At 43.4% G+C, this 22881-nt stretch carries 20 protein-coding genes; 8 read left to right on the top strand and 12 right to left on the bottom strand.

What is annotated here, in order from left to right:
* Window positions 1-89: 89 nt before the first annotated feature.
* The 6 genes from M1D72_RS14520 (at window position 90) to M1D72_RS14495 (ending at window position 4897) form a co-directional block, all read left to right on the top strand.
* The gene (locus M1D72_RS14520) at window positions 90-314 is read left to right on the top strand and encodes a major coat protein (protein ID WP_456295633.1); all 225 of its coding nucleotides are present in this window, start codon (window positions 90-92) and stop codon (window positions 312-314) included.
* 77 nt (window positions 315-391) lie between these two features.
* Window positions 392-1894 (top strand): hypothetical protein, encoded by a 1503-nt coding sequence (locus M1D72_RS14515; protein ID WP_456295632.1) that lies wholly within the window; start codon window positions 392-394, stop codon window positions 1892-1894.
* Window positions 1895-1903: 9 nt separating this feature from the next.
* Entirely contained in the window at window positions 1904-2269 is a 366-nt protein-coding gene (locus M1D72_RS14510; protein ID WP_390195344.1) for a DUF5455 family protein, read from the top strand.
* Complete coding sequence (locus tag M1D72_RS14505; RefSeq protein WP_456295631.1) at window positions 2233-3333, top strand: zonular occludens toxin domain-containing protein; 1101 nt, start codon at window positions 2233-2235, stop codon at window positions 3331-3333. The genes M1D72_RS14510 and M1D72_RS14505 overlap by 37 nt, the downstream gene beginning before the upstream one ends.
* Window positions 3314-4516, top strand: a complete 1203-nt coding sequence (locus tag M1D72_RS14500; RefSeq protein WP_456295630.1) for a secretin N-terminal domain-containing protein — start codon at window positions 3314-3316, stop codon at window positions 4514-4516. The genes M1D72_RS14505 and M1D72_RS14500 overlap by 20 nt, the downstream gene beginning before the upstream one ends.
* Window positions 4517-4651: 135 nt before the next feature.
* Window positions 4652-4897 carry a hypothetical protein gene (locus tag M1D72_RS14495; RefSeq protein ID WP_456295629.1) on the top strand — a complete coding sequence of 82 codons (246 nt, stop codon included), beginning with the start codon at window positions 4652-4654 and terminating at the stop codon, window positions 4895-4897.
* Window positions 4898-5179: 282 nt separating this feature from the next.
* Here the strand turns inward: M1D72_RS14495 and M1D72_RS14490 are convergent, their stop codons facing one another.
* The 3 genes from M1D72_RS14490 to matP form a co-directional block, all read right to left on the bottom strand.
* A complete protein-coding gene (locus tag M1D72_RS14490; protein ID WP_456295628.1) occupies window positions 5180-5551 on the bottom strand; it encodes a regulator in 372 nt (123 codons plus the stop codon).
* A 231-nt stretch (window positions 5552-5782) separates the two neighbouring features.
* Window positions 5783-6097, bottom strand: a complete 315-nt coding sequence (locus tag M1D72_RS14485) for a DUF3634 family protein (RefSeq protein WP_390189944.1) — start codon at window positions 6095-6097, stop codon at window positions 5783-5785.
* A gap of 20 nt (window positions 6098-6117) precedes the next feature.
* Window positions 6118-6567, bottom strand: coding sequence for a macrodomain Ter protein MatP (matP, locus tag M1D72_RS14480; RefSeq protein ID WP_390189946.1), 450 nt, complete (start codon window positions 6565-6567; stop codon window positions 6118-6120).
* 155 nt (window positions 6568-6722) lie between these two features.
* Here matP and M1D72_RS14475 point away from each other — a divergent pair, with 155 nt between their 5' ends.
* Window positions 6723-8372, top strand: a complete 1650-nt coding sequence (locus M1D72_RS14475; protein WP_456295627.1) for a S16 family serine protease — start codon at window positions 6723-6725, stop codon at window positions 8370-8372.
* 64 nt (window positions 8373-8436) lie between these two features.
* On the top strand, window positions 8437-8955 hold the full coding sequence (fabA, locus tag M1D72_RS14470) for a bifunctional 3-hydroxydecanoyl-ACP dehydratase/trans-2-decenoyl-ACP isomerase (protein WP_390189948.1): 519 nt from the start codon (window positions 8437-8439) through the stop codon (window positions 8953-8955).
* A 125-nt stretch (window positions 8956-9080) separates the two neighbouring features.
* Here fabA and rmf read toward each other — a convergent pair whose 3' ends face one another.
* The 9 genes from rmf to M1D72_RS14425 all read right to left on the bottom strand — a co-directional run bounded on the left by rmf (window position 9081) and on the right by M1D72_RS14425 (window position 22879).
* Window positions 9081-9254 carry a ribosome modulation factor gene (rmf, locus tag M1D72_RS14465; protein ID WP_390191843.1) on the bottom strand — a complete coding sequence of 58 codons (174 nt, stop codon included), beginning with the start codon at window positions 9252-9254 and terminating at the stop codon, window positions 9081-9083.
* Window positions 9255-9420: 166 nt separating this feature from the next.
* On the bottom strand, window positions 9421-11019 hold the full coding sequence (locus M1D72_RS14460) for a DUF3466 family protein (protein ID WP_456297365.1): 1599 nt from the start codon (window positions 11017-11019) through the stop codon (window positions 9421-9423).
* A gap of 11 nt (window positions 11020-11030) precedes the next feature.
* Window positions 11031-12950, bottom strand: coding sequence for an ABC transporter ATP-binding protein (locus M1D72_RS14455; RefSeq protein WP_456297364.1), 1920 nt, complete (start codon window positions 12948-12950; stop codon window positions 11031-11033).
* The gene (locus M1D72_RS14450; RefSeq protein ID WP_390189951.1) at window positions 12928-13170 is read right to left on the bottom strand and encodes a glutaredoxin family protein; all 243 of its coding nucleotides are present in this window, start codon (window positions 13168-13170) and stop codon (window positions 12928-12930) included. The genes M1D72_RS14455 and M1D72_RS14450 overlap by 23 nt, the downstream gene beginning before the upstream one ends.
* Complete coding sequence (rlmKL, locus tag M1D72_RS14445; RefSeq protein WP_456297363.1) at window positions 13167-15302, bottom strand: bifunctional 23S rRNA (guanine(2069)-N(7))-methyltransferase RlmK/23S rRNA (guanine(2445)-N(2))-methyltransferase RlmL; 2136 nt, start codon at window positions 15300-15302, stop codon at window positions 13167-13169. The genes M1D72_RS14450 and rlmKL overlap by 4 nt, the downstream gene beginning before the upstream one ends.
* 553 nt (window positions 15303-15855) lie before the next feature.
* On the bottom strand, window positions 15856-16401 hold the full coding sequence (locus tag M1D72_RS14440; protein WP_456297362.1) for a cell division protein ZapC: 546 nt from the start codon (window positions 16399-16401) through the stop codon (window positions 15856-15858).
* 180 nt (window positions 16402-16581) lie between these two features.
* Window positions 16582-17592 (bottom strand): quinone-dependent dihydroorotate dehydrogenase, encoded by a 1011-nt coding sequence (gene pyrD, locus M1D72_RS14435; RefSeq protein WP_456297361.1) that lies wholly within the window; start codon window positions 17590-17592, stop codon window positions 16582-16584.
* Between the two features lie 45 nt (window positions 17593-17637).
* Complete coding sequence (locus M1D72_RS14430) at window positions 17638-22473, bottom strand: NAD-glutamate dehydrogenase (RefSeq protein ID WP_456297360.1); 4836 nt, start codon at window positions 22471-22473, stop codon at window positions 17638-17640.
* 187 nt (window positions 22474-22660) lie between these two features.
* Window positions 22661-22879 carry a DUF2835 domain-containing protein gene (locus M1D72_RS14425; protein WP_390189956.1) on the bottom strand — a complete coding sequence of 73 codons (219 nt, stop codon included), beginning with the start codon at window positions 22877-22879 and terminating at the stop codon, window positions 22661-22663.
* Window positions 22880-22881 lie beyond the last annotated feature (2 nt).

The following is a 22881-nucleotide window of genomic DNA, read 5'->3' as shown; positions in this document are numbered from 1 at the left end:
TCCTTGGCTTCACTATTGGAAAGCAAATATTGATTTTCAAGCGTGCTGTCGAGATTTCAACATCTGGTTAATACATAGGAGAAATAACCATGAAAGTTAAAATTTTGTCACTTAAAAATGTCGTTGGTGCTTCACTAGTTGCTGTTGCTTCATCTTCTCATGCTGCGTTACCTACTGACGCTCAAGCGGCTGTCGATAGTGTTAGCACTATGGGTACTGATTTCGTTGCCGCTGCATGGGGTATCGCTATCGTTGTTGTTGCTGGATTTGCGGGAATCAAGCTATTCAAAAAAGCAATCAACAAAGCGACCTAATCACTGCTCTGCTCTCTTTGTGTCGGATGGTCAAGGCATCCGATGTTTATACCTCTTACTCATATAGGGGTTAATACATGCCTCGTTTATTTCTTTTTCTTTCCGTTTTTTTATTATCGTTTAATGCTTCTGCCACCTATGTCAGAATCACGTCCTTTTCTGGTCTTTATAATGATGCTCCGCCTCCCCATTGTGGTATTTATATTGGTGCGATTGTTGATGCCACAAAAATGTGCATTGGTTACACGTGGCAAAATGGCGGTCAGTCGTGGACTCGAACAAAATCTTGGTATTCAAGTTACGATAAGCAAATTATTGTTAGTAGTGGTGGTCGTAATTTTAGACTCGCTTATGTTGAAACCGCTCCTTATGGGTGTCCATCAGGCACTAGCGTAGACGGTCAAGGTATTTGTAGTGAGCCTCCCACGTGTGAGGATGGTTGGGAGTTAAACCCTGATACAAATGAATGTCAGGAGGTGCCCTTCTGCGAGTCCTCCGATTTCATAGACGAATATGTTGAGCAATCAAATTCGTGTGCCGCTTCCGGTGGTGCATTCACGTTTTCATGCTCCGATTTCTTTGAGACTGCTGATTTTACCTGTGCGGATAAGTCCAACTGTGTGATTGGTGCGGCTAACTGGCCATCTTGCTTAGGCGATATTGACCCCACTTCACCGATTGATGAACCAAGTGGCGGTTTTGATGGTGGTTCTGGTGATACCGCTAACCCAAATGACCCTTGGGAAAAAGACGAACCCGACCCTGTTACCCCTGACGAAACAACCGATACGGCACTTCTGCAAGCGGTTCAAAATATGAACCGTGACCAAAACCAAGCCCTTGGTAAAATTAGCTCTGACATGAATCAAGGCTTTGCCGATACCAACACGGCACTTAATCAGCTTAATTCGACCAACAATGCAATTGGTCAATCCATCGTTGACCAAATGAATCAAGATTACCAATTGGCTAAGGCTGACCGTGAATTACAAAGTGCCACAACAGGCGCGGTGATGAATGCTGGTGCTGAGATTGTTGCGGCGGTTGGGGCTAATGGCACTCTGGTTGCTGGCGCTATTGGTGAGAGCGGAAACAAACTTGATGCAATCAACGGTAATTTGGGAGAAATAAAGGATCTCTTATCTCAAGGTGATGAATTATGTGAGCCTACCGCAAGTAACAATTATTGTGAAAATCCCCACGGATTAGACCTATCTACATCCAGCACTATTTTTAGTGAAATGGTTGGCGTAGTCAGTGCCGAATACCAAGAACAAGAAAGAAATCTTATTGCTTCAACTGAGGCTCAAATGAATAACGCTGTCAGTTCTGCCGCTAGAGAAAATGTTGAGGGTTCATTATCCATTTTGACGGGTGCACTTCCACAGCCTGGTCAATGTACCGCACTTGAATTTTCACTTCCTTTCGACAAACGAGCCGTTATTACTTGCGAGTTTTCAAACAATACCAAATCCATTCTTTCTGCGGTTTTTTATATGTTCACCATCTATCAGTTAATCAACATTCTGTTTGCAACGGTTACGCCTGTCGCTGGCACCGTTCCTTACATGAGACGCTAAGGGGGTTACATGGGCGCGTTTTTACTTCCAATATTAAGTACGGTTAGCGGTGCACTGCGCATTCCTGCCATTGCGATGTTTTTAGGGAATCTTGCTGCGCAGGTATTAGGCTGGTTTGTCCAGCGTATGAGCCGCCGTTTAGCGGTTAACCTCACCATTCTAACAATGGTTGCTGGTTTGACGGTGACCACCTCTGCTGCCCTTTATGGGATAGTTAATGGCTTGTCTTTTGTCATTCCAAGCTATTTGTCTGAGGGTATTTCTTTATTTGTTCCCGATAATGCAATTCCGTGTGTTGCCGCTATTGGCTCTGCTCGTATCATCCGCTGGGTGTGGGAATGGCAGTTCTTTACCATTATGAAGGTATCCAGCTAATGGCTGTTTATTTCGTTACTGGCAAATTAGGCGCAGGTAAATCCCTTACTTCTGTCGGGCGCATCCGTGAAGCGTTTGAGCGCGGTGTGCCTGTTGCCACTAACCTAAACATTAATCTGGCGCAGATGTTAGGACGCAACAAAAAAAATACCCGTTTATATCGCGTTCCTGACAAGCCAACATTAGCTGATTTAAATGCTCTCGGGCGTGGTAACAAATCCTATGATGAATCCAAAAATGGTCTTCTTGTACTTGATGAATGTGGTACTTGGTTTAACTCTCGTACTTGGAACGATAAATCACGGCAAGACGTTATTAATTGGTTTCTTCATGCTCGTAAACTGGGCTGGGATATTATTTTCATTGTTCAAGATATATCAATCGTTGATAAACAAGCGCGGTTAGCACTCGGCGAACATCTTGTTATCTGTCGCCGCCTTGACCGTATGAAAATACCTTTTCTCTCGTCCATCGTCAGTATTGTCACTCTTGGTCAACTGCGGTTGCCTCTCCCCAAACTGCATGTTGGCATTGTGAAATATGGTGATAATGCTAATTCACTCACTGTTGATAAGTGGATACTTTTTGGCACTGACCTCTATACCACTTATGACACTAAACAGGCGTTTTCCGACAACTACCCACACACTACGTATTCCGTTTTGCCGCCTTGGTACACACACGGGCGTTACACTGTCCCTTACACACTGAGAAACATTATGCGAATTACAAAAATCTATGCCCGCAAGTGGTCTAGGCTCACTGCGTTTACGGTGGGTGCGTTGATCTCGTTTGGTATTGGCTATCTCACAATACCTCACCTTGTTGATGAATCGGACGTTCAGCAAGTCGAAACTATCGAGCCGCAATCTTTTGATTTTTCTGGATATCGAATAGCTAGTTATATGAAAGCGCCTAATCAAGCTGTTTATTTCGAACTCGACAAATCGGGAAAACGAGTTACGAGCATCGAATTATCATCAATGGGCTATTCGTTTGAAACCTCTTCAAAATGCTTAATTACATTCCGTCAAGGTGACAAAAATGAAACTGTTAACTGTTAGTCTCTCGCTGCTTTTGTTGCTGTCGCCTGTCTCTCATGCGCAGGATGCAGGCACGTTTGAAACCTCCAATACGCCTATCAGTGAATTTGTGGCTTGGGCGGCGCGTGAAATGAATCAACCGATTGTTCTCGGTCGCGGCGTATCTGGGACGGTGAGCTTTACGGCTCCAAACCTACAGCCTGACGAATACCTCTCGTTTTTTAACTCTGTTCTTTATGCTCACGGTTACGGCGTCAAGTATCACGATGGTTTGTATACGGTTGTTCCAATGGATGAATCTATCCAAGAAATCGAACCGTCAAGCGTTAAGCTTTACCACTTGAAAAACGTACGCAATTCAAAGGTGGCTGATTTAATCGATTCGACTCTAAAAGCAACTCGAACAACCATTGTGAACAATAATGCAATCAACAATTACACGGTTGAAATTTTGCCCACAACTAACGGTTTGATTGTGACGGGCACCACTGACCAGATCACGAAAATTGATGCGCTTATCTCCGGTATCGACACACCACAACGGCAAGTGTTTATTGAGGCAATCATTACGGAAACATCAATTGATGATTCGCAGGAAATCGGTGTGAATCTCCAAGCGGCACTTGATAAGGCTGGCTTTGTTACCAACACATCATTGATTGACGTACTAACCGATAATGCAGTCGTTTTTGATGGGGGTGATTTTAGTGCTTTGGTCAAAGCAGTCGAAGCCAGTGAAAACACCGATTTACTCTCTCGCCCTAATCTCTTGGTCATGGATAGGGAACGGGGTTACATCACTGTGGGTCAAAACGTACCTTTCTTAATTTCCACTGAGACAACGGACGGCGGTAAAACAGTCCAGCGCATAGAACGGCAAGATGTGGGGGTTTCTCTCGATGTGACACCACATATTGTTGATGATCATATAGTGCTGTCTATTAGCCAAGAATCTCAAGCCGTGACTAATTCATCTATTGCTGCGGATATCATCACCAATAAACGGTCACTGCAAACCGTTGTTAGAGTCAGCGACAAGCAAACCATTATGTTAGGCGGTCTGATATCAAAAGATGAGCGTAGGCGCGAATCTGGGGTGCCTGTGCTCAAAGATATTCCTTTCATTGGGGCTCTGTTTCGTTCTGAGCGTAGTGAAGTGATTAAGAAAGAATTACGAATCGTCATTAAAACAACTATCCTCTAGGTGTTGCTATCAAAACATCCACCGGTGTTCCTAGTTAAAATCATGTTTTGCTATCATTTGTGGGGTTTCTTCCTGGAACAAACAAATAAAAATGCTATCATAATTGAACCAGGTTAAACCGGCATTAGGGGTAAAATGATGGCTATTACAATACGTGACGTAGAATCACATGAAGAAATGCTTGCTGAGTTGATACAGCTAACAAACGAAAATACTAAATCAAAAAGCTTGATTCGAGGCGGTTACATGGCGCTTAGCTACTATAGCCAGTATCAAGCTGAAAAAGAAAAGCGCGAGTCTTTAGAGAGAGAGCTTTACCAGCTCAAGAGAAAAATTTCTGACTTCAATCGTTCTTTTGCAGCGTTGAGTCAAATAGATTAAATGGGCTCTTGCCCATTTTTTTAATGGGCGCAGCCCATACAAGGGCACTCGTCTCACTCAAGGGGTTGTCTTTTCCAAATGCCCGAAAACCTGCGTAGCAGACCCCTCACGAAAAACACCCTCCTTTATGCCAAGATAAGCCTCGCAGAGCCTTACAGCGTCAGTGGCGCGTTAACCTACTGGAACATGATTAAGTAACGATATGGGAGTGTTGCGAGTGTCGAGCAATACGATGGGATTAGTGCGCAGCACCACCCCGTATAGTAATACGGGGTGAAAGTCTTACCCCGTTCTTAACTTACTTATCGCCCTTGCGAGCTTCATCAAGTGCGCTGAGGTTTGACGTTCTAGCTCGGAGCCAATTTCGATTAGTCCGATTCCTGTTAGTAGCTGTTGCGCTGTGACTAGCTGTCCAGTTGGGAGCATTAACCTGTCATTTTGCATTCTAAAGCCGTGCCACTCGTCAGACTGGCTAATTTCTAAACTTTTGTGCATTCTCATGAGACGCTTACACTCTTTTGGTATAGGTGCGCCCTCGTCCCAACGTTTGATTGTGTTCACACTTTTAAAACAAAGTTTTGCTGTTTCTTCCACTGAAATCCCGCAAATGAACTCACGAAAAACATAGTTTTTGTGCATCTTGCGACCTTTCATTGCCGTAACCCTCTAAAAGGGGGTATTTTATGCAATCAGTGTCATTTAACAAAACACAACATAATGCGCACTGTTAAATTGTTAGAAATAATGGTGAGGCTACGTAAAATCTGGAAGCATTTGAGGCTCATTGTCCATAGATTTTAAAATTTGAGCATTCTGCTTTCTCTACTTTGGCGTTATTGGCCTCAAACAATCCTTATTTGAACCAGACAAACATATTGAGCGGCACTAACCACGCTTGGCTTTGTGACTGGTGCTTTTGAATCCTTGGTGAGGAAACACATTTCGGATTCGCTGCTGAACCTTCTTTGGGACTTGGTTGGAAAATGTCAATTTGAAGCCGCTGCGTTGCTGGTAGACTTTTAGCTCACCATCAAATGGTGTTGTTTCGCCGATCTCTGTCACGTTATGTTTAAATTTCGGTGGAAAGTGACCTTTGTTGCCGACAATATGCCCGTCTTTAAAACGAACTTTTAAGATTGGTCTATCAATCACCACTAACCAAAAAATGACGGCGGCAGCCACCAAAATGACGTACAACATAACAACTCCTTAAGAGTAAATTATTCAGAAAGCAATTTGCTCAGATCTTCTTTTAAGCTGGTGACCGTTCTGCTTGCTTTTTCACTGCGAGAAGCTTCAGACAACAAGTATTCAATTGCATCTGAAAGTGTACAACCCAGCTCGCTGGCTCTTTGGGACAGTTTCTCCCAAACTCGGTAGTCTAAATCAATCGATTTCTTTTTTGTGTGAACTTGTTCAGCATTAAAGTGACGTTTTCGTTTGGCTCTAATCGCTTGTTTTAATTTATTATCAAGCTCTGAAGACATGTGGTTATCGATCCACTCAAGGACTTTTGTTGGCTCATGCTCAACGCTTTGCAGCGCTTTAATGGCAGTTTCAGCTTCACTGGAATCGATGTGACGAGTAATGTTTTCGCCTTCTTTCCATTTCTTTATCAGGTAGTTCCACTTCCAACCACATTCTAGGTTTTCGAGCTGTTGGTATTTCATGAGCGTATTCCTTGATCCTTTGAGTGACAGCGTAACTCAAGCCGTTGTCAACTACAATTATTTTTGAATAAAACAAGATGGAGATCATTAGCTCTATGCCCTATCTCCCTTTTTCTATATAATTTGCCCCCTTATAAAGCAATCAGTTACCTTAAATGAACCAAGAAACCTGGCATTCTCTTGTACCTAATTACGACATTTATGACACAAATATTAATAACTTTAATGAGTTAGCATCATTCAGCTTTTGGTCCAGCCAAAAACGATTAGCGCAATCATTAAAGGTGTTTGCCAGTTCGCACAATGCGTCTCAGGTTTGTTTAGTCAACGCCCCTGATAATCCGTTGTATCGCACCCTTATTGCAGAAAAGCTCCGCGCTATCAGCGATAAACCGGTACTTACGACTGAATCTTGTGATCTTAAAACGTTACTTGGCAGCTATGTCACCTCACAATCAGGGGAATTGGTTCGCTACCAACCGGGCTTATTAAAACAAGCAAAAGATGGCATTGTGGTTATTCCCGCCACGTTGATACTCAAAAATAGTGACAATTGGTGTCTTATTAAAGCGGCATTAATGCAACAAGAATTAAGTCCGCTTAATGTTTCAGGTAAAACACTGATAGCAGAACCGATTATAGAAAACTGTACGTGTACTATCGTGGTTGTCGGCGATCGAAACCAACTTGCAGATATCGACTATATCGAACCAGAGCTATTGACTGGTCTCGGTATGTTTGGAGAGTTGGAAACAGAGATAGCACTGACTAGCCAATCGATTCTCTCTTATTTAGAATTTGTTCGTTGGCTCATTAACCAATATCAATTGCCATTGTTGACTCATGATGGGCTTCATCAACTGATGGCTGCGGGCGCCAGATATACTGAAGATCAAGGTTATATGCCTTTGGATGTTTTATGGACTCGCACCCTACTTTCTCAAGCCACTGAATTTGTTGATCAATCACGCATTAACGCACAATCGATTGAGCTTGCTCTTGAACACCAACGCCAGCGCGAAAATTATCTACCAGAACGGGCATTATCCGACATTCTAGATGGCCAAGTCATCATTGAAACAAAAGGTGAACGTGTTGGCCAAGTGAACGGTTTAACGGTTATTGATGTACCTGGGCATCCTTTGTCTTATGGCGAACCCGCCCGTATCTCTTGCGTTATCCACTTCGGCGATGGTGATATTTCAGATGTTGAACGCAAAGCTGAGCTTGGTGGCAACCTACATGCCAAAGGCATGATGATCATGCAAGCGTTCGTGAGTAGCGCATTAAAGCTCGATGAACCTTTACCCTACTCGGCTTCGGTCGTATTTGAGCAATCGTACTGCGAAGTCGATGGCGACAGCGCGTCACTAGCAGAGCTATGCAGCTTTGTAAGTGCCCTTTCTGAATACCCCATCAATCAGCAGATTGCGGTAACAGGCGCGGTGGACCAATTTGGTCGTGTACAAGCGGTGGGCGGACTCAATGAAAAAATTGAAGGCTTTTTCCGTGTTTGCCAACACCAAGGGTTTACTGGACATCAAGGTGTAATATTACCGAAAGCTAACTTGAAGCATTTAGCACTCGACAAAGAAGTCATCAATAGTATTAAAAGTGGCGACTTTCATATTTGGTCAGTGTCGAATGTTGATGAAGCGATTCCGCTAATTATGGGAAAACCATTTCGAGACGAAGATGAATCAAGCGTCATTAGTAAGATAGCAGAACGCATTGAAAACTATGAAAAGCACGAACATCCGCCTACTATTGTGGAGCGTATCAAAAACTTGTTCGTTAAACACTGATCGGAGTTGTTTAGCTTACACGTGTTCACTAACATGCTGCTATCAAAACTTGGAGTAAGTGATAATGCAAAACAGACGTGAATCATACAATCGTGACGATCTACTAGCCTCAAGCCAAGGCGAACTTTTTGGCGAAGGCTATCCACAACTACCAGCACCTAACATGCTGATGATGGATCGCATTAGTAAAATGTCTGAAACCGAAGGTGATTTTGGTAAAGGTCTGATTTTAGCAGAGTTAGATATTAAGCCTGATTTGTGGTTCTTTGACTGCCACTTCCCTGGCGATCCAGTAATGCCTGGCTGTCTTGGATTGGACGCTATGTGGCAATTAGTTGGTTTCTTCCTTGGCTGGGTTGGCGGTAAAGGTAAAGGCCGTGCACTGGGTGTTGGCGAAGTGAAGTTTACTGGTCAAATTTTGCCTACAGCGAAAAAAGTGACTTATGAAATTCATATGAAGCGTGTTGTTAACCGTAAATTGGTTATGGGCCTAGCTGATGGCCGTGTTTTAGTTGATGGTAAAGAAATTTACGTTGCTAAAGATTTAAAAGTTGGTTTGTTCCAAGACACTTCTGCGTTTTAATTGAATGCTTATCTATTAGCGGCTTGTCTGAGTCGCTTTTTTGATGTCAAGATATTTAGTTATAGTGCATTAGTGAGGTAATTAAAAGCCCCTAAATATAGGGGCAAAATTGTATGGGGAGAAACCTATTTATAGAGGCCTGTCTGTTTGTCCTCTCGAGCGTCTCGCCAACCTCCTAACCAATATGATCGTGCATCCATTTGAGAGTACGGACACGCTTCTACTGAACGACCATTGAGGCCAGCTTTATAACCTTGAGATTGAGCTCTTTCAAGGCGGTCACGCTTCTGTCTCTTCATCATACCATCCTCATACACTGTGGTTTGTACTTACAAAAATAGTGTTACGACTTCATGGAGTTTTTATGACTCCACTATTAAGGATCGATCAATTTTCGCCCTTTCTCAAGGCGAAAAAAAGCACAGATTCAATTTTGTGAACCTGTGCTCTAGATGAAAATTTAACCTATTTTTTACGGAACCGAATAAACCCTAAGATGGTCAATAATATCCAGTTCAGTGATCCACCCTTACGTGACACGGTCACCTCAGTTTGAGGGCGGGTTTGTATATCAGTGTTAGTGGCATCCGCAATCGGCGTGAGTTTCACAGCAACCACAGCTTCATCACCACTACAAGGTGAGTCAATCGCGGTGGTATCGTAGCCTCCAGCACAGTAATAAGCAGTACCGGAAATAATGCCTGCATCGTTAATGTCAGATGCTTCAAAAATGCGATATTGGTTATTAGATGAAGAAGCCGAACCATCATTGGTCAGATCATCGAGATAGTATGCTGTATTACTAAAGACGTCTCGTGGGCCGTTTGCACTTCCTGAGATAGTCAGTGGTGCAATAAAGCCGCGTTGAGCTCGTGGGTTACCGTTAATTTCTCGGTGAGTTTCATAATCAATGGTACCGACAACTTCATTAAAATTGTTGATAGCACCCGCTTGGCCATTTGCTCCAGAGAAAAAGATACTGCCAGAGAATTCGGTATAACGCGGTGAAGCAACATTAGGCACATAAAACAACGTGTTCGCGTAAGCACCATTGCGTGCTTCGTTCATCTTTGCAGTACCGATAGCAACATTATTTTCATTGACCGAGGTTAAAACTGAGTTTGCATAGTCATCTTCAACATCATAGCGGAAGTTACTCACAAACCGGTTTGACCACGTACTGCCACTGTCGGTTGACGTAAACACGCTAGCAATCAGGCGCTCTTCATCGTTGGAGTTATAACCCACCGCGTAAATCGTAGAGTCATCAACCACAATGTCGCGCGCGCTACCTTGTGGAATAACCCAACCATCAGCTTTGGCACTCACCCAATCAATTTCATGCGCCGTACTATTCACCCAAATTGTCGCTTTTGATGAGGTTGTGTTTGAACGTGTACTGTTATCACGAGACACGCTACCGACGGTATAAGTGTTGCTTCCATCGGAAACTTGCGCCCAAGCATGAGAAGCTTCAAAGTCAGTGTCTGTGTAGACGTCATCATCTAGCAAACTACCACCAACAAATGCACGATTACGACTTGTGCTGCCATCTCGCACATTACCGACAATCGTACCGTCTTGGTTATAGGCGTTTACAGCCGTATTTTCGCTAAACGAAAGCTGTCCACTGGATTGCGAATAAGCAATCACGTTGTCATAATTCCCTGCGCGCTCATAGGAGTAGCCTTGCCACTGCTCACTCGCCCAATCATCACAAATTGAATCAGTGTAACCGAGGAAACGATAACAATAGGTTTCAAAACCATCTCGGCCATCATCAAGATAATCAAACCCATAACGTAAGAAAAACGGCGCTTCATCACGGTAATTGAAACCTTGTGGGTTCTTTTGCGTTTCTGCAATAACATCAGAGGTAGGACATGTAGATCCACTATCCCAACATGACTCGCCGGATGCAGACTGTTGAATGGCCACGCCATAAGTGTCAACGTTGGTGCCTTCCGGTGCATATTGTGTCACATTATAAATAGCCGCATTTGCACTTAATGCCGTGAATACGGTGGCTGCGATGGCTGATAATTTAAATGTTTTACTACTCATTTTAATATTAACTATTCCTGTTGCATTGCTTCGAGCTCTTCCCAACGCTCAAAGGCAATTTCTAAATCTTGCTCAGCTTTTGAAAGCTTATCCAAAACCGGCTGTGTGGCACTGACATCCTGACCAAAGAAGTTAGGGTCATTCACCTGCTCTTGCAGTGCCTCAATATCGCTTTCCAGTTGTTCTAAGCGTGCAGGCAACTCTTCAAGTTCATGCTGTAACTTATAAGAGAGCTTTTTCGCCTTCGGTTTACTCTCTTTTTCACTTTGACTGGTTTTCGTGTTGTCTGCTTCTGCCTTGGATGAAGGGGCGAAAGTTTGACGCGCTTGTTGTGCTTGAGCACGTTGCTGCTGTGCATCATGATAGCCGCCAACAAACTCTTCGATTTCACCATTGCCCTCAAAAATCCAACTCGTGGTCACTGTATTATCAACAAATTGACGATCGTGACTGACCAAAAGCAATGTACCCTGATAATTGGCAAGCAAATCTTCCAAAAGTTCCAAAGTTTCGATATCCAAATCGTTGGTGGGTTCATCAAGAACCAACAAATTATTTGGTTTGAGGAAAATTCGAGCCAGCAATAAGCGGTTCTTTTCACCACCAGACAAAGCTTTCACTGGTGTGCGAGCTCGTTTCGGTGCAAACAGAAAGTCTTGTAGATAGCTCAAAGCATGACGTTGACGTCCACCGACCATCACTTCTTGTTTACCATCGGCTAAGTTATCGATCACCGATTTTTCTGGATCCAAAACCTCTCGATACTGGTCAAAATACGCCACTTCCAGCTTGGTTCCGCAGTGTAACTTACCGCTATCTGGCGTTAGTGAACCCAATAACAGCTTTAGTAAGGTACTCTTACCACAACCGTTGGGACCAATTAAGGCAATACGGTCGCCTCGCATAATATTGAAAGTGAAGTCTTTGACAATGGTTTTATCATCAATTTGATAACTCAGATGCTCAGCTTCAAACACAATCTTGCCTGAACGCGTTCCATCATCAATTTGAATGTTGGCTTTACCTTGTACTTCACGGCGGCTTTGACGCTCTTCGCGAAGCTTTTTCAATGCGCGAACTCGCCCTTCATTACGCGTTCTTCGCGCTTTGATTCCCTGACGAATCCACACTTCTTCTTGCGCTAGCTTTTTATCAAACTCGGCGTTTTGCATCTCTTCAACGCGTAGCATCTCTTCTTTATCTGTCAGATAATTATCGTAATCACCAGGGAAAGAGTTAAGTTTACCGCGATCCAGATCGACAATGCGTGTCGCCATTGACTTGATAAACGCTCGGTCATGGGAAATAAAGATGATGGAACCACGGAAGTCTTTTAAAAATCCCTCAAGCCACTCAATGGTGGTCACATCTAGGTGGTTCGTCGGTTCATCAAGCAATAGAACATCCGGATCTGAAACTAGCGCACGCGCTAACGCCGCTTTACGCTGCCACCCTCCCGATAAATCGGTCAGCTTCGTCTGCGCATCGAGTTCTAGCGCTGACAATACGTTTTTAATGCGATCTTCAAAACGCCAAGCGCCAGAGTGCTCTAATTGCTCTTGGATACGCGCCAGTTTATTGATATTGGCTTCTGAGGGATCATGGGCTATGAGATCCAACTGATCCTGATAGATCTTGAGCTTTTCACCCACCTCAGCCAAACCACCCGAAACATAATCAAATACGGTTCCCTGCTCATTGCGTGGTGGGTCTTGCTCTAAGCGAGAAACAACAACGTCTTGCGTGACTTGCAGTTTGCCATCATCCAGTTGAATCTCTTTTGCCAATACTTTCATTAGGGTCGATTTGCCCGCACCATTGCGGCCAACAAGACAAACTCGTTCATTCTCTTGTAATGCGAAATCAGCATTGTCTAATAAAGGGTGATCGCCAAATGCGAGCAACCCGTTATGAATGGTAAGTAACGCCATTTTTATTTAACCACTCTTTTAATTGTTCCAAAGTAAACGGCCAATTGAGTTCATTGCCGCTAATATTGACCACTGGAATGGTGACCCCGTAACGAGAAAATAGAGCATCATCAAATGCTATATCAACGATCGAGACATCATCCAATAAATTCAGTTGCTTGAATAGATCAGATGCCATCTCACAGAGATGGCATCCTTCGGTGCTATATAAGATAATCATTGCTCGTCATCACGATGCGTGACAATCCAACAGTTATGAATGTGCTTATTACGCGAAAAATCCAGTGGCAGTGTCTGCGAAGAAATATTCTTTGCTTTGAGCCCCAACTCACTTAATGCCGACTCATCCATCTTAAAGTGCCGCTTATTGTTTGAGAACACTATTGTCCCTTCAGTACGCAGTAATCGCTTAAGATGGCGCATTAACTGCACATGATCACGCTGTATATCAAATGATTGTTCCATGCGTTTTGAATTCGAGAAAGTGGGTGGATCAATAAAAATCAAATCATATTGTTCATTGGATTTTTCAAGCCACTGTAAACAGTCCGCTTGAATAAACTGATGCTGACGCCCGACCAATCCATTGAGTTTCATATTGTCTTTCGCCCAATCTAAATAGGTTTTAGACATATCAACCGTAGTCGTCGAACGAGCTCCGCCTTTTGCTGCATGGACGGTTGCAGAACCGGTATAGGCAAATAAGTTAAGAAAATCTTTACCGCTGGACATCTCACCGAGCATCTTACGAGTCAGTTTGTGGTCAAGGAACAACCCGGTATCAAGGTAATCAAACAGATTTACGCGTAACTTCACACCGTACTCATTAACGTCAAAAGTTTGCGATTGTTGAGCCAGTTTTTGGTACTGCGAGCGCCCCTTTTGGCGTTCGCGGACTTTTAGGATCACATTATTAGCATCCACCCCAGTCACATTAATCGCGGCACGAATGATGTCGGTTAAACGGCGTTTAGCCGTCTCTTCGGGAATATTTTTAGGTGCAGAATACTCTTGAATGACCAGATGATCTAAATACACGTCAATCGCAACGTTATATTCCGGTAAATCCGCATCATAAATACGGTAACAATCAAGCTGCTCTTTACGCGCCCATTTACGAAGCTTGGTTAAATTCTTTTTCAATCGATTAGTAAAATCTAGGGCGATGATCGGCGATGATTGGCTGTTATTGCCATCGTCATTCGCTTTACGTTCAGAAATTGAGTAGTTTTTTTGGTGACAAGGTAACGCACCATTGTTTAACTTAAACTGCTTTTCTGCTCGCATTCGCAGACAACTTAATAATTCATCAGAGCTAGAGAAAATGGATGCCTGACAGCCTCCAAAATGCTGCTTCAATTGCTCACCAAAAGCTGTATACAGCGCGATAAGCCCTGGATGAGTACCTAATCGCTCACCATAAGGGGGGTTACACACGACAACCCCCTGACGGAATTCTTGTGGTTTTGTCAGTTTTGCCGCATCACCGACATGAAATTCAATTAAGCTGTCAACGCCAGCACGTTTCGCGTTTTCTCGCGCAATTTTTATGACCTGCTCATCGTTGTCAAAACCAAACATTTTAGCGTCATATTTTTTGACACCACGCCTAGCTTGCACATTCGCTTCAGATTTAATTTGCGTCCACAACTCACGGTCAAAATCTTCTAACGCTTCAAAGCACCAGTATTTACGATTCACACCCGGTGCCATATTCGCTGCAATCATTGCCGCTTCAATAAGCAAAGTACCAGAGCCACACATCGGGTCCAAGAGGTCTTTAGATGCCTCCCACCCACTACGTAAAATAATGGCGGCTGCTAAGGTTTCTCGCAAAGGAGCCTTACCAGATGCAGGTCTATAGCCGCGCTGATGCAAGCCAACACCAACCATATCAATACCAAGCAATGCCTGATCACGATGAAGTCGGACGTGGATTCGAAGATCGGGTTGATCTTTGTCGATCGTCGGTCTTGGTAGATTACGCTTGTTGAAAGCATCGACGACTGCGTCTTTCACTTTCATTGCACCGTATTGACTATTACGTATCTCACGGTTGGTCCCATTGAAGTCAACAACAAACTTCTTTGAGCTATGAAATTGATTCACCCAATTGATCGCTGACGCAGAGAGATACAAGTCCATATCGTCTTGGCAATTAAACTCAGATAGCACTCGAACAAAGCGAGATGCAAGCCGACTCCACAAGCAGCAACGATAAATCTGTTCGTTAGTCGCTTTAAATTTGACGCCAGCTTGAACGGGCTTTGGATTGTCGATCCCCAACTGTTTTAGCTCATCAACCAGTAGATTCTCCAAGCCATTGGAAGTAACCGCGAGATAGTGGTGCATAGTGCTCTTTATAACTCTGAAAATGACCCATGATTATAAACAATTCCTTACCAAGAACATAAACCTTATCTGGCTTTTATTGGCTTTAACACGCTGTTCGCTCAATTAATCACCATTTATCTCGAGTTAAGACTCAGTCCTACGTCACCTTTTTATCCTTTCGACGAGATGACGAGCCTATCAGGGCTCAAAGCGGAGTGAATACTTATTCACAGTCATTCTGGTCTATACCAGACAACCAAGATGACTGTAATTTAGTTACAAAACAGCTAAAATAGAGGAATTATTAGGGGCACATTGAATACGTTGAAGGGTAAAACAGTGAAAATTGAGCTCAATAAATCAACAAATTTTTTAACCTATCTCACATTTAAGCCTGTCTTTGAGCGGCTTTTACCTCTATTAAATTCGATTCATTGAATCGACAAATAGGACTAACCAAGACCATTTGCTTGAAAGATTATGGGAACGTAGGTTCCAGAGCAGCAGATTTAAGGTAAAAAAAATCGGCCATTTGGCCGATAGAGAAATGAAACAAAAGGAACGAAAGGGATTAACCAACCATAGCGATCGGTTGAACAAGAAATTGGTGATTAATACACAACATACGGTCGTGCATGACTTTTATCGCTTCTCCAAATTTAAGCGTTTTGCTGCCATTTAACGCACATTCGTCCAAATTTATTGACGCACAGAGGCTGGCATTCTCGCCGACATCTAGAACGATAAAGTGGCTATCGCCATAGCTATTAGTCAACGAGATTAAGTCTCCTTCTTCAGGCACATAACTGCCATCACTTTGACTATCGAAAAACCAGCTCTTTGGCTGAACAGGTTTATGGAAACGCTTGGCCGCAACACAATACAGCACTAGCTCCGCTTGCCTTGGTTGCGTTAAAGGCAGCATAGAAACCTGTTCTTTATATGTTTGAAAGGCTGATGCATCATCGACAGAAAACTCATTGACGCCTTCGGCACAATCTACAATCAGTTTTCGAGAAAGGTTGGTCTTAAATACCATGTCTTGACCTAGGTCCAGCATTAAGTAGCCTTCTCCATCATCATAGTACCAAGTCCATTTGTCATTGGGCTTTAGCATTGTTCCAATTCTCTCTAAATGTGATTGATTTAAAACTAGCTAGGTAAAACGCTTAATTACCTTTCCGAACGTGCTGATAATTTTATAAGCGCTTAAAGGAAAAAAAAGAGGAAATGATTTCTCATCTCCTCTTCGTCAAATCAATTATTTAAAGAAATTGGCGTGTGACGGTGTCACCCTTTAGATATTTTTCACGATATCAGCGACAAGGCCAGGTCCTTTATAAATAAAACCAGAATAAACCTGCACAAGCGTTGAGCCTGCCATCAGCTTTTCTTTCGCGGAGACGAAATCATCGATACCGCCTACCCCGATAATTGGCAAATGGCCATCAAGCAATTCATGCAATTGACGAATCACTTGTGTACTTCTTGATTGGAGAGGACGCCCACTAAGGCCACCGGCTTCGTTGGCGTGTTTCATTCCATCAACAATGGAGCGATCCAACGTGGTATTGGTTGCGATTACGCCGTCAATCTTATGCTTGATTAACGATTGACAGATTTGCTCAAGTTCTTGATCCTCAAGATCTGGCGCGATCTTCAAAGCAAGCGGTACATACTTGTTATATTTTTCAGCAAGTTGTGCCTGCTTTTCTTTTAAAGCGACCAATAATTCATCAAGCGCTGCACCATACTGCAGTGTTCTTAACCCTGGCGTATTGGGCGATGAGATATTTATCGCGATATAACCTGCATGTTCATAAACTTTATCCATGCAAATGAGATAATCCTCAGCGCCCTTTTCAATTGGCGTGTCTTTATTTTTACCAATATTGATCCCAAGTACACAACTGAATTTGGCCTTTTTGACGTTATCAACCAAATGATCAACGCCGAGGTTATTGAACCCCATTCGGTTGATGATCCCCTCGGCTTCAACTAAGCGGAATAAGCGAGGCTGTTCATTGCCTGGTTGAGGTCTTGGTGTCACAGTCCCGACTTCCACAAAGCCGAAACCCATGGCATCAAATGCCTCAATACACTCTCCATTTTTGTCTAAGCCAGCGGCGAGACCGACTGGGTTACGAAACGTGATTCCCATACATTCGACAGGGCGATGTGGAAGCTGTTGACGATAGAAAAGATCCAGTGGTGTGCCGGTAAAACGTTTGAAATTTTGAATGGCAAGATCGTGTGCCTTTTCGGCATCCAATTGGAAAAAGCCAGCTCTGGCTAAACGGTAAAGCATTGTGCCTCCGAAAGAAAAAACCCCGTATAAACGGGGCCTTATTATTTACTGATTTGCGGAACAATTCAAATTTAAAAGCATTAATTCTCGCAGAGCCACCGAGAATTTAGCAAATTCATGAACCGAGCCGACTTTAAACTCGTTTAGGATGTTCTCCCAACGCTTTAATGCAACCTCATTATTATCAATCCAGGAATCTAACGCCGCCAGTACATCATTCTCATTGCTATGACATGTGAGTACTTGAGCGGTCAATTGGCGTTGCTGCCAATCTAGATCCTCTCTAAATGCGGCTCTTGCCAATGCTTGCCAGTTATTGTCAACAACCTGGTTGTTGATTTGTTTTAAGAACCAATGCAGTGACAGGCGATCACCCAAATTAAAATAAAGTTTTGCGCTTTGCTCTATCGTTTTACCTTTTTCATGGGACACTGTTGATATATCCAGTACAGACTGTAAGCTCGACAAACGAGACACATAATCGGCGGTTTGCTTATCGATCCCCTGCTTTATCCAGCCTTCGGCCATTTGTTTGTGCTCTTCAACTTCACTCGGCACTAACATATGATCGAGCTTATCAGTAACTTCAAGCACATCGGGTTGATACATTTCGACCAATTGCTGAACACTCTGTTTGCTGGAACGCGCATTTCTGAGTAACCAACGCGATAAACGGCGCAGTGTACGGCGAACGTAATAAATCACGTCGTATTGAGCAAAGGCTGTCGCCACATTATCGAGTTTACGCACTGCATTGAGGACTTTATCCAATCCAAAGATCTCGCGCGCAGCCGCATACGCATTTGCGACTTCAACCACTGACGCTCCGGTTTCTTCTTGGAGGCGGGTGACAAAATTACAGCCCATTTCGTTCACCATCTGGTTGGCTAACGCGGTCGCGATAATCTCCGCCCGCAACGGATGGTTCTCCATTTCCTGCAAATAGTTACGGCGTAACTCAGTTGGGAAATAATGACCAAGTTGCTGGCGGTGATATTCGTCATTGGCAATCTCGTCATCCACTAACTGTTCTTTCAATACCATCTTGCCATAAGCCACCAGTACGGAAAGTTCCGGACGGGTTAATCCTTGCCCCAGTTTTTCTCGTTCTAGTAACGTTTCATCATCCGGTATGTATTCGAGTACACGATCAAGATGACCACTTTTCTCCATAGTATGGATAAAACGAATTTGTTCTTTAACCAGAGAAACACCTTGTTGTTCTGTCACGGAAATAGATTCCGATTGCAGGTAAGCGTCCTCAAGTACGATCTCCCCGACTTCGACTTCCATCGAGTTTAAGATGGTATTGCGATGTTTGACCGTCATATCACCATTTGCGACCAAACCATTAAGAAATATCTTAATGTTCACTTCATTATCCGAGCAGTCGACACCACCAACATTATCGACAAAGTCTGTATTAACACGCCCACCATTAAGGGCAAATTCAATACGGCTAAGCTGAGTCATGCCCAAGTTACCGCCTTCACCAACAACTTTGGCGCGTAACTCACGACCATCCACTCGCAATACATCATTCGCGCGGTCACCCACATCAGTATGGCTTTCTTTTGAAGATTTCACGTAAGTGCCAATGCCACCATTCCAAAGCAGATCCACTGGCATTTTTAAGATCATTTTGATCAGCTCATTTGGTGCCAATGCGGCCTTTTTCGTCCCCAGCATTTTTTGTATTTCTGGCGTCAAAACAATTGATTTTGCTTTACGTGAAAAAACACCGCCTCCTTTGGAAATGAGTTTAGCGTTATAATCTTCCCAACTTGAACGAGGTAGTTTGAATAGCCGATCGCGTTCTTTCCAACTGGTCGCCGCATCTGGGTTAGGGTCAAGGAAAATATGCATATGGTTAAAGGCCGCTTGCAGACGAATGTGTTTGGAAAGCAACATACCATTACCGAATACATCTCCGGCCATATCTCCAATACCAACTACTGTAAAATCGGTTGTTTGGCAGTCAATATTCATTTCTCTAAAGTGGCGTTTTACAGATTCCCAACCACCTTTGGCGGTAATCCCCATGGCTTTGTGGTCATACCCATTTGAACCGCCAGACGCAAATGCGTCACCTAACCAGAAGTTATATTCCGCGGATACCGAGTTAGCCAAGTCAGAGAACGTCGCCGTGCCTTTATCAGCCGCCACCACTAAGTAAGGATCATCTTCATCATGACGAACCACATTTTGCGGAGCGACAACACTGCCCTCAATAATATTGTCAGAGACATCAAGCAAAGCGCGAATAAAACGCTTATAACAACGCTGGCCTTCAGCAAAAATCTCATCTCGATTGGAAAGACTTGGCTGACGCTTACATACAAACCCACCTTTGGCTCCCACAGGAACAATAACGGTGTTTTTAACTTGTTGTGCCTTTACTAGACCAAGAATCTCTGTCCTGAAATCTTCTTGGCGATCAGACCAACGCAAGCCACCTCGAGCCACCTTGCCGCCTCTTAGGTGAACACCTTCGAAGTCAGCGGCGTAAACAAAAATTTCAAACGCGGGGACAGGCTGAGGAATTTCAGGAATAGCGCTTGGTTGCATCTTAATCGATAACCAAGATTTCGCTTGTCCGTGCTCATCAACTTGATAATAGTTAGTTCGCAGTGTCGCTAAGATCATTTCCATGTAACGGCGTACAATACGATCGTCATCGAGGCTTTCCACACGATCTAATTGCTCCGTAATAAGAGTCACGATCTGTTTTTCTAATTTATGACCTTTGGATTTTGGATCAAAACGTGCGCTAAATAGATCAACCAAACCACGAGCAAGATCTGGGTAATGATTGAGCGTTTCCTCTATATATTGCTGACTAAATGGAAAGCCAACCTGTCGCATATATCTGGCATAGGTACGGAGAATAGAAATCTCTCGCCCAGTCAAGGATGCTCCCAATACCAAACGGTTGAATCCATCACTCTCTAATTCACCATTCCAAATGGCGGCGAAGGCTTGCTGGAAACGATCGCGAGCTTCACGAAGATCGACGCTTTTATCGCTCTTATGCAACATGAAAAACTCGAGGATCCAATACACTTGTCCATTGGCTTTACGGACTTCATAAGGTGATTCACCGATCACACGTAAGCCTAAGTTTTCGAGCATTGGCATCACATCAGAAAGATGGATTGGTTCGTCTCGGTGATAAAGTTTGAAACGTACCGCTTTCGAGTCACTGCCCAATTCTTGAGGTCGATAAAATAACATTCCCAATTTATGGTCATCGCTCAACGCTTCCAAACGTTCGATATCTGCAACGGCAGAACCTGGCATGACATCTTCTTTATACGATCTTGGAAACGCTCGCATGTATTCTTTCGATAACGACAATCCTTTGCTTTCACCAATATTAGCAATGATTGCTTCCGACAAACGGTCGTCCCAAGTTACCGATGCTTCCATTAAATTTTGCTCTATGGTTTTGACATTGAAAGGAATATTGTTGTTCTCAACACGCACAATGTAATGCGTTCGAGCCAACGGACTCTCAGAAAAATACGTCGTGAACTCCACTTCTTGCTCACAACCGAATGCTTGCTTCAAAATTCTTTGAGTGTGACGGCGTAACTCGGTGTTGTATCTGTCTTTAGTGACATAGACCATGCAACTAAAGAAACGGCCGAATGGGTCTTTACGAACAAATACACGAATCAGGTCGCGGTCTTGCATTTGCACGACCCCCATCCCGACTTCAAGTAATTCTTCTTCACGAGCTTGCAGCAATTCGTCGCGCGGATAATTTTCTAAAATATTATGCAGTGCTTTATACGAGTATGAACCGTGACGGTAACCACTCGCATTTAAAATTCGTTCCACTTTTTCCCTAATCAGTGGAATGCCTTCAACACTCTGGTTATAAACTGCGGATGTATATAAACCTGTAAACCGATGCTCACCAACCACTTTACCCTTGCTGTCAAACTTCTTAATCCCTATATAGTCAGTATAAGCAGGGCGATGAATCCGTGATTGATAATTTCCCTTAGTTAAAATCAGATAAAAACGTTTACGTGCTTCTAATCTCGCCGATTCGGAGAACTCTGATAATTTGACGGTTTTTACGCGAGACACATCCGAAAACAACCCGAGACCTGGCTCTTTGGTTGGTCGTAATTCGGAATCATCGTCTTTATTTACTAAGTCATACTCTTTATAACCCATAAAGGTGAAGTTGTGATCGCCGAGCCAACGAAGAAACTGAATGGTTTCATGGGCTCGCTCTCCTTCGATTTCAATTTTGTCTTTCATCGCTTCAACTTCGTTCGTTACCTGTTGAAGTTTTTCCGACATACTTTGCCAGTCATTTACGACCAAACGAGTGTCAGACAAAATACTGAGTAATTCTTGTTTTAAAGATGCCATCGCCGCATCATCACTTAGGCGATCGACCTCGATATGAAATAGCGATTGCAGTTCACCTTCACCGCTATTGATCGCTTCAATGTTACCTTCACGACTGCGTTTAATTTGCGTGGGCCCATGCAACATAAAATGACAGGCTAAATCCAAACGACTGAGCGCCATTTTGATTGAATCGACGAGAAATGGACTGTCAGGCAATGCAATTTCAACAATGGTATGCGTCGATTGCCACCCTTGTCGGCTCACCGCAGGGTTGAAAACACGCACTAAAATTTCTTGCGATTCCTTATCTTTGATTTGGTGCCATAAACTTAAAATGGCGCCGTACAAATCGGATTCATTCCTTTGGATGAGGTCGTCGTGGGCAATATTACTGAAAAGGTGCTGAGCAAGTTGAGTTACTAGGGATTGTTGAGCTGGCTCGATTTTATCTTCAATCAAGTGATAGACTTTTTCGAGCAGTACCGGCATCAGTGTTTCACGAGCGGTCATAATCACACTCCAAGATTAGAATTATCTGTTTTTATTAGGGATATTGTAAGCATAGCGCTTTACATCGGTAATGCAGATTTATTGTAAAAGCTTTATTGATAAATCGTTATCGATTTTAGATAAGTCTAAGGTGAAATGTTCGAGAATGTGATTGAGGTTCTAATTAAAACGCTAGAGCAAAATCGCTTTATAGCATTTCTAACTTTAAAAATTTATTTTGTTGGTTAGTCGTAAGCCTAAACCGACCTTTAACACCGAGTTGAGTTAAGAATGGTCGCAGTCGAGAAGCGGGAATTTGCAATCTAAGCCCTTGATCTGTAGTAACGACAACGGCACTAGCGGCCCCAGAATAATGGGCGAGAAAAACCTGGTAAGAAATATTAAGATTAAAGTGGTAGTGGTTCATTA

Source organism: Vibrio sp. AK197, from assembly GCF_053903115.1.
This window is presented reverse-complemented; position numbering and strand designations above follow the sequence as displayed.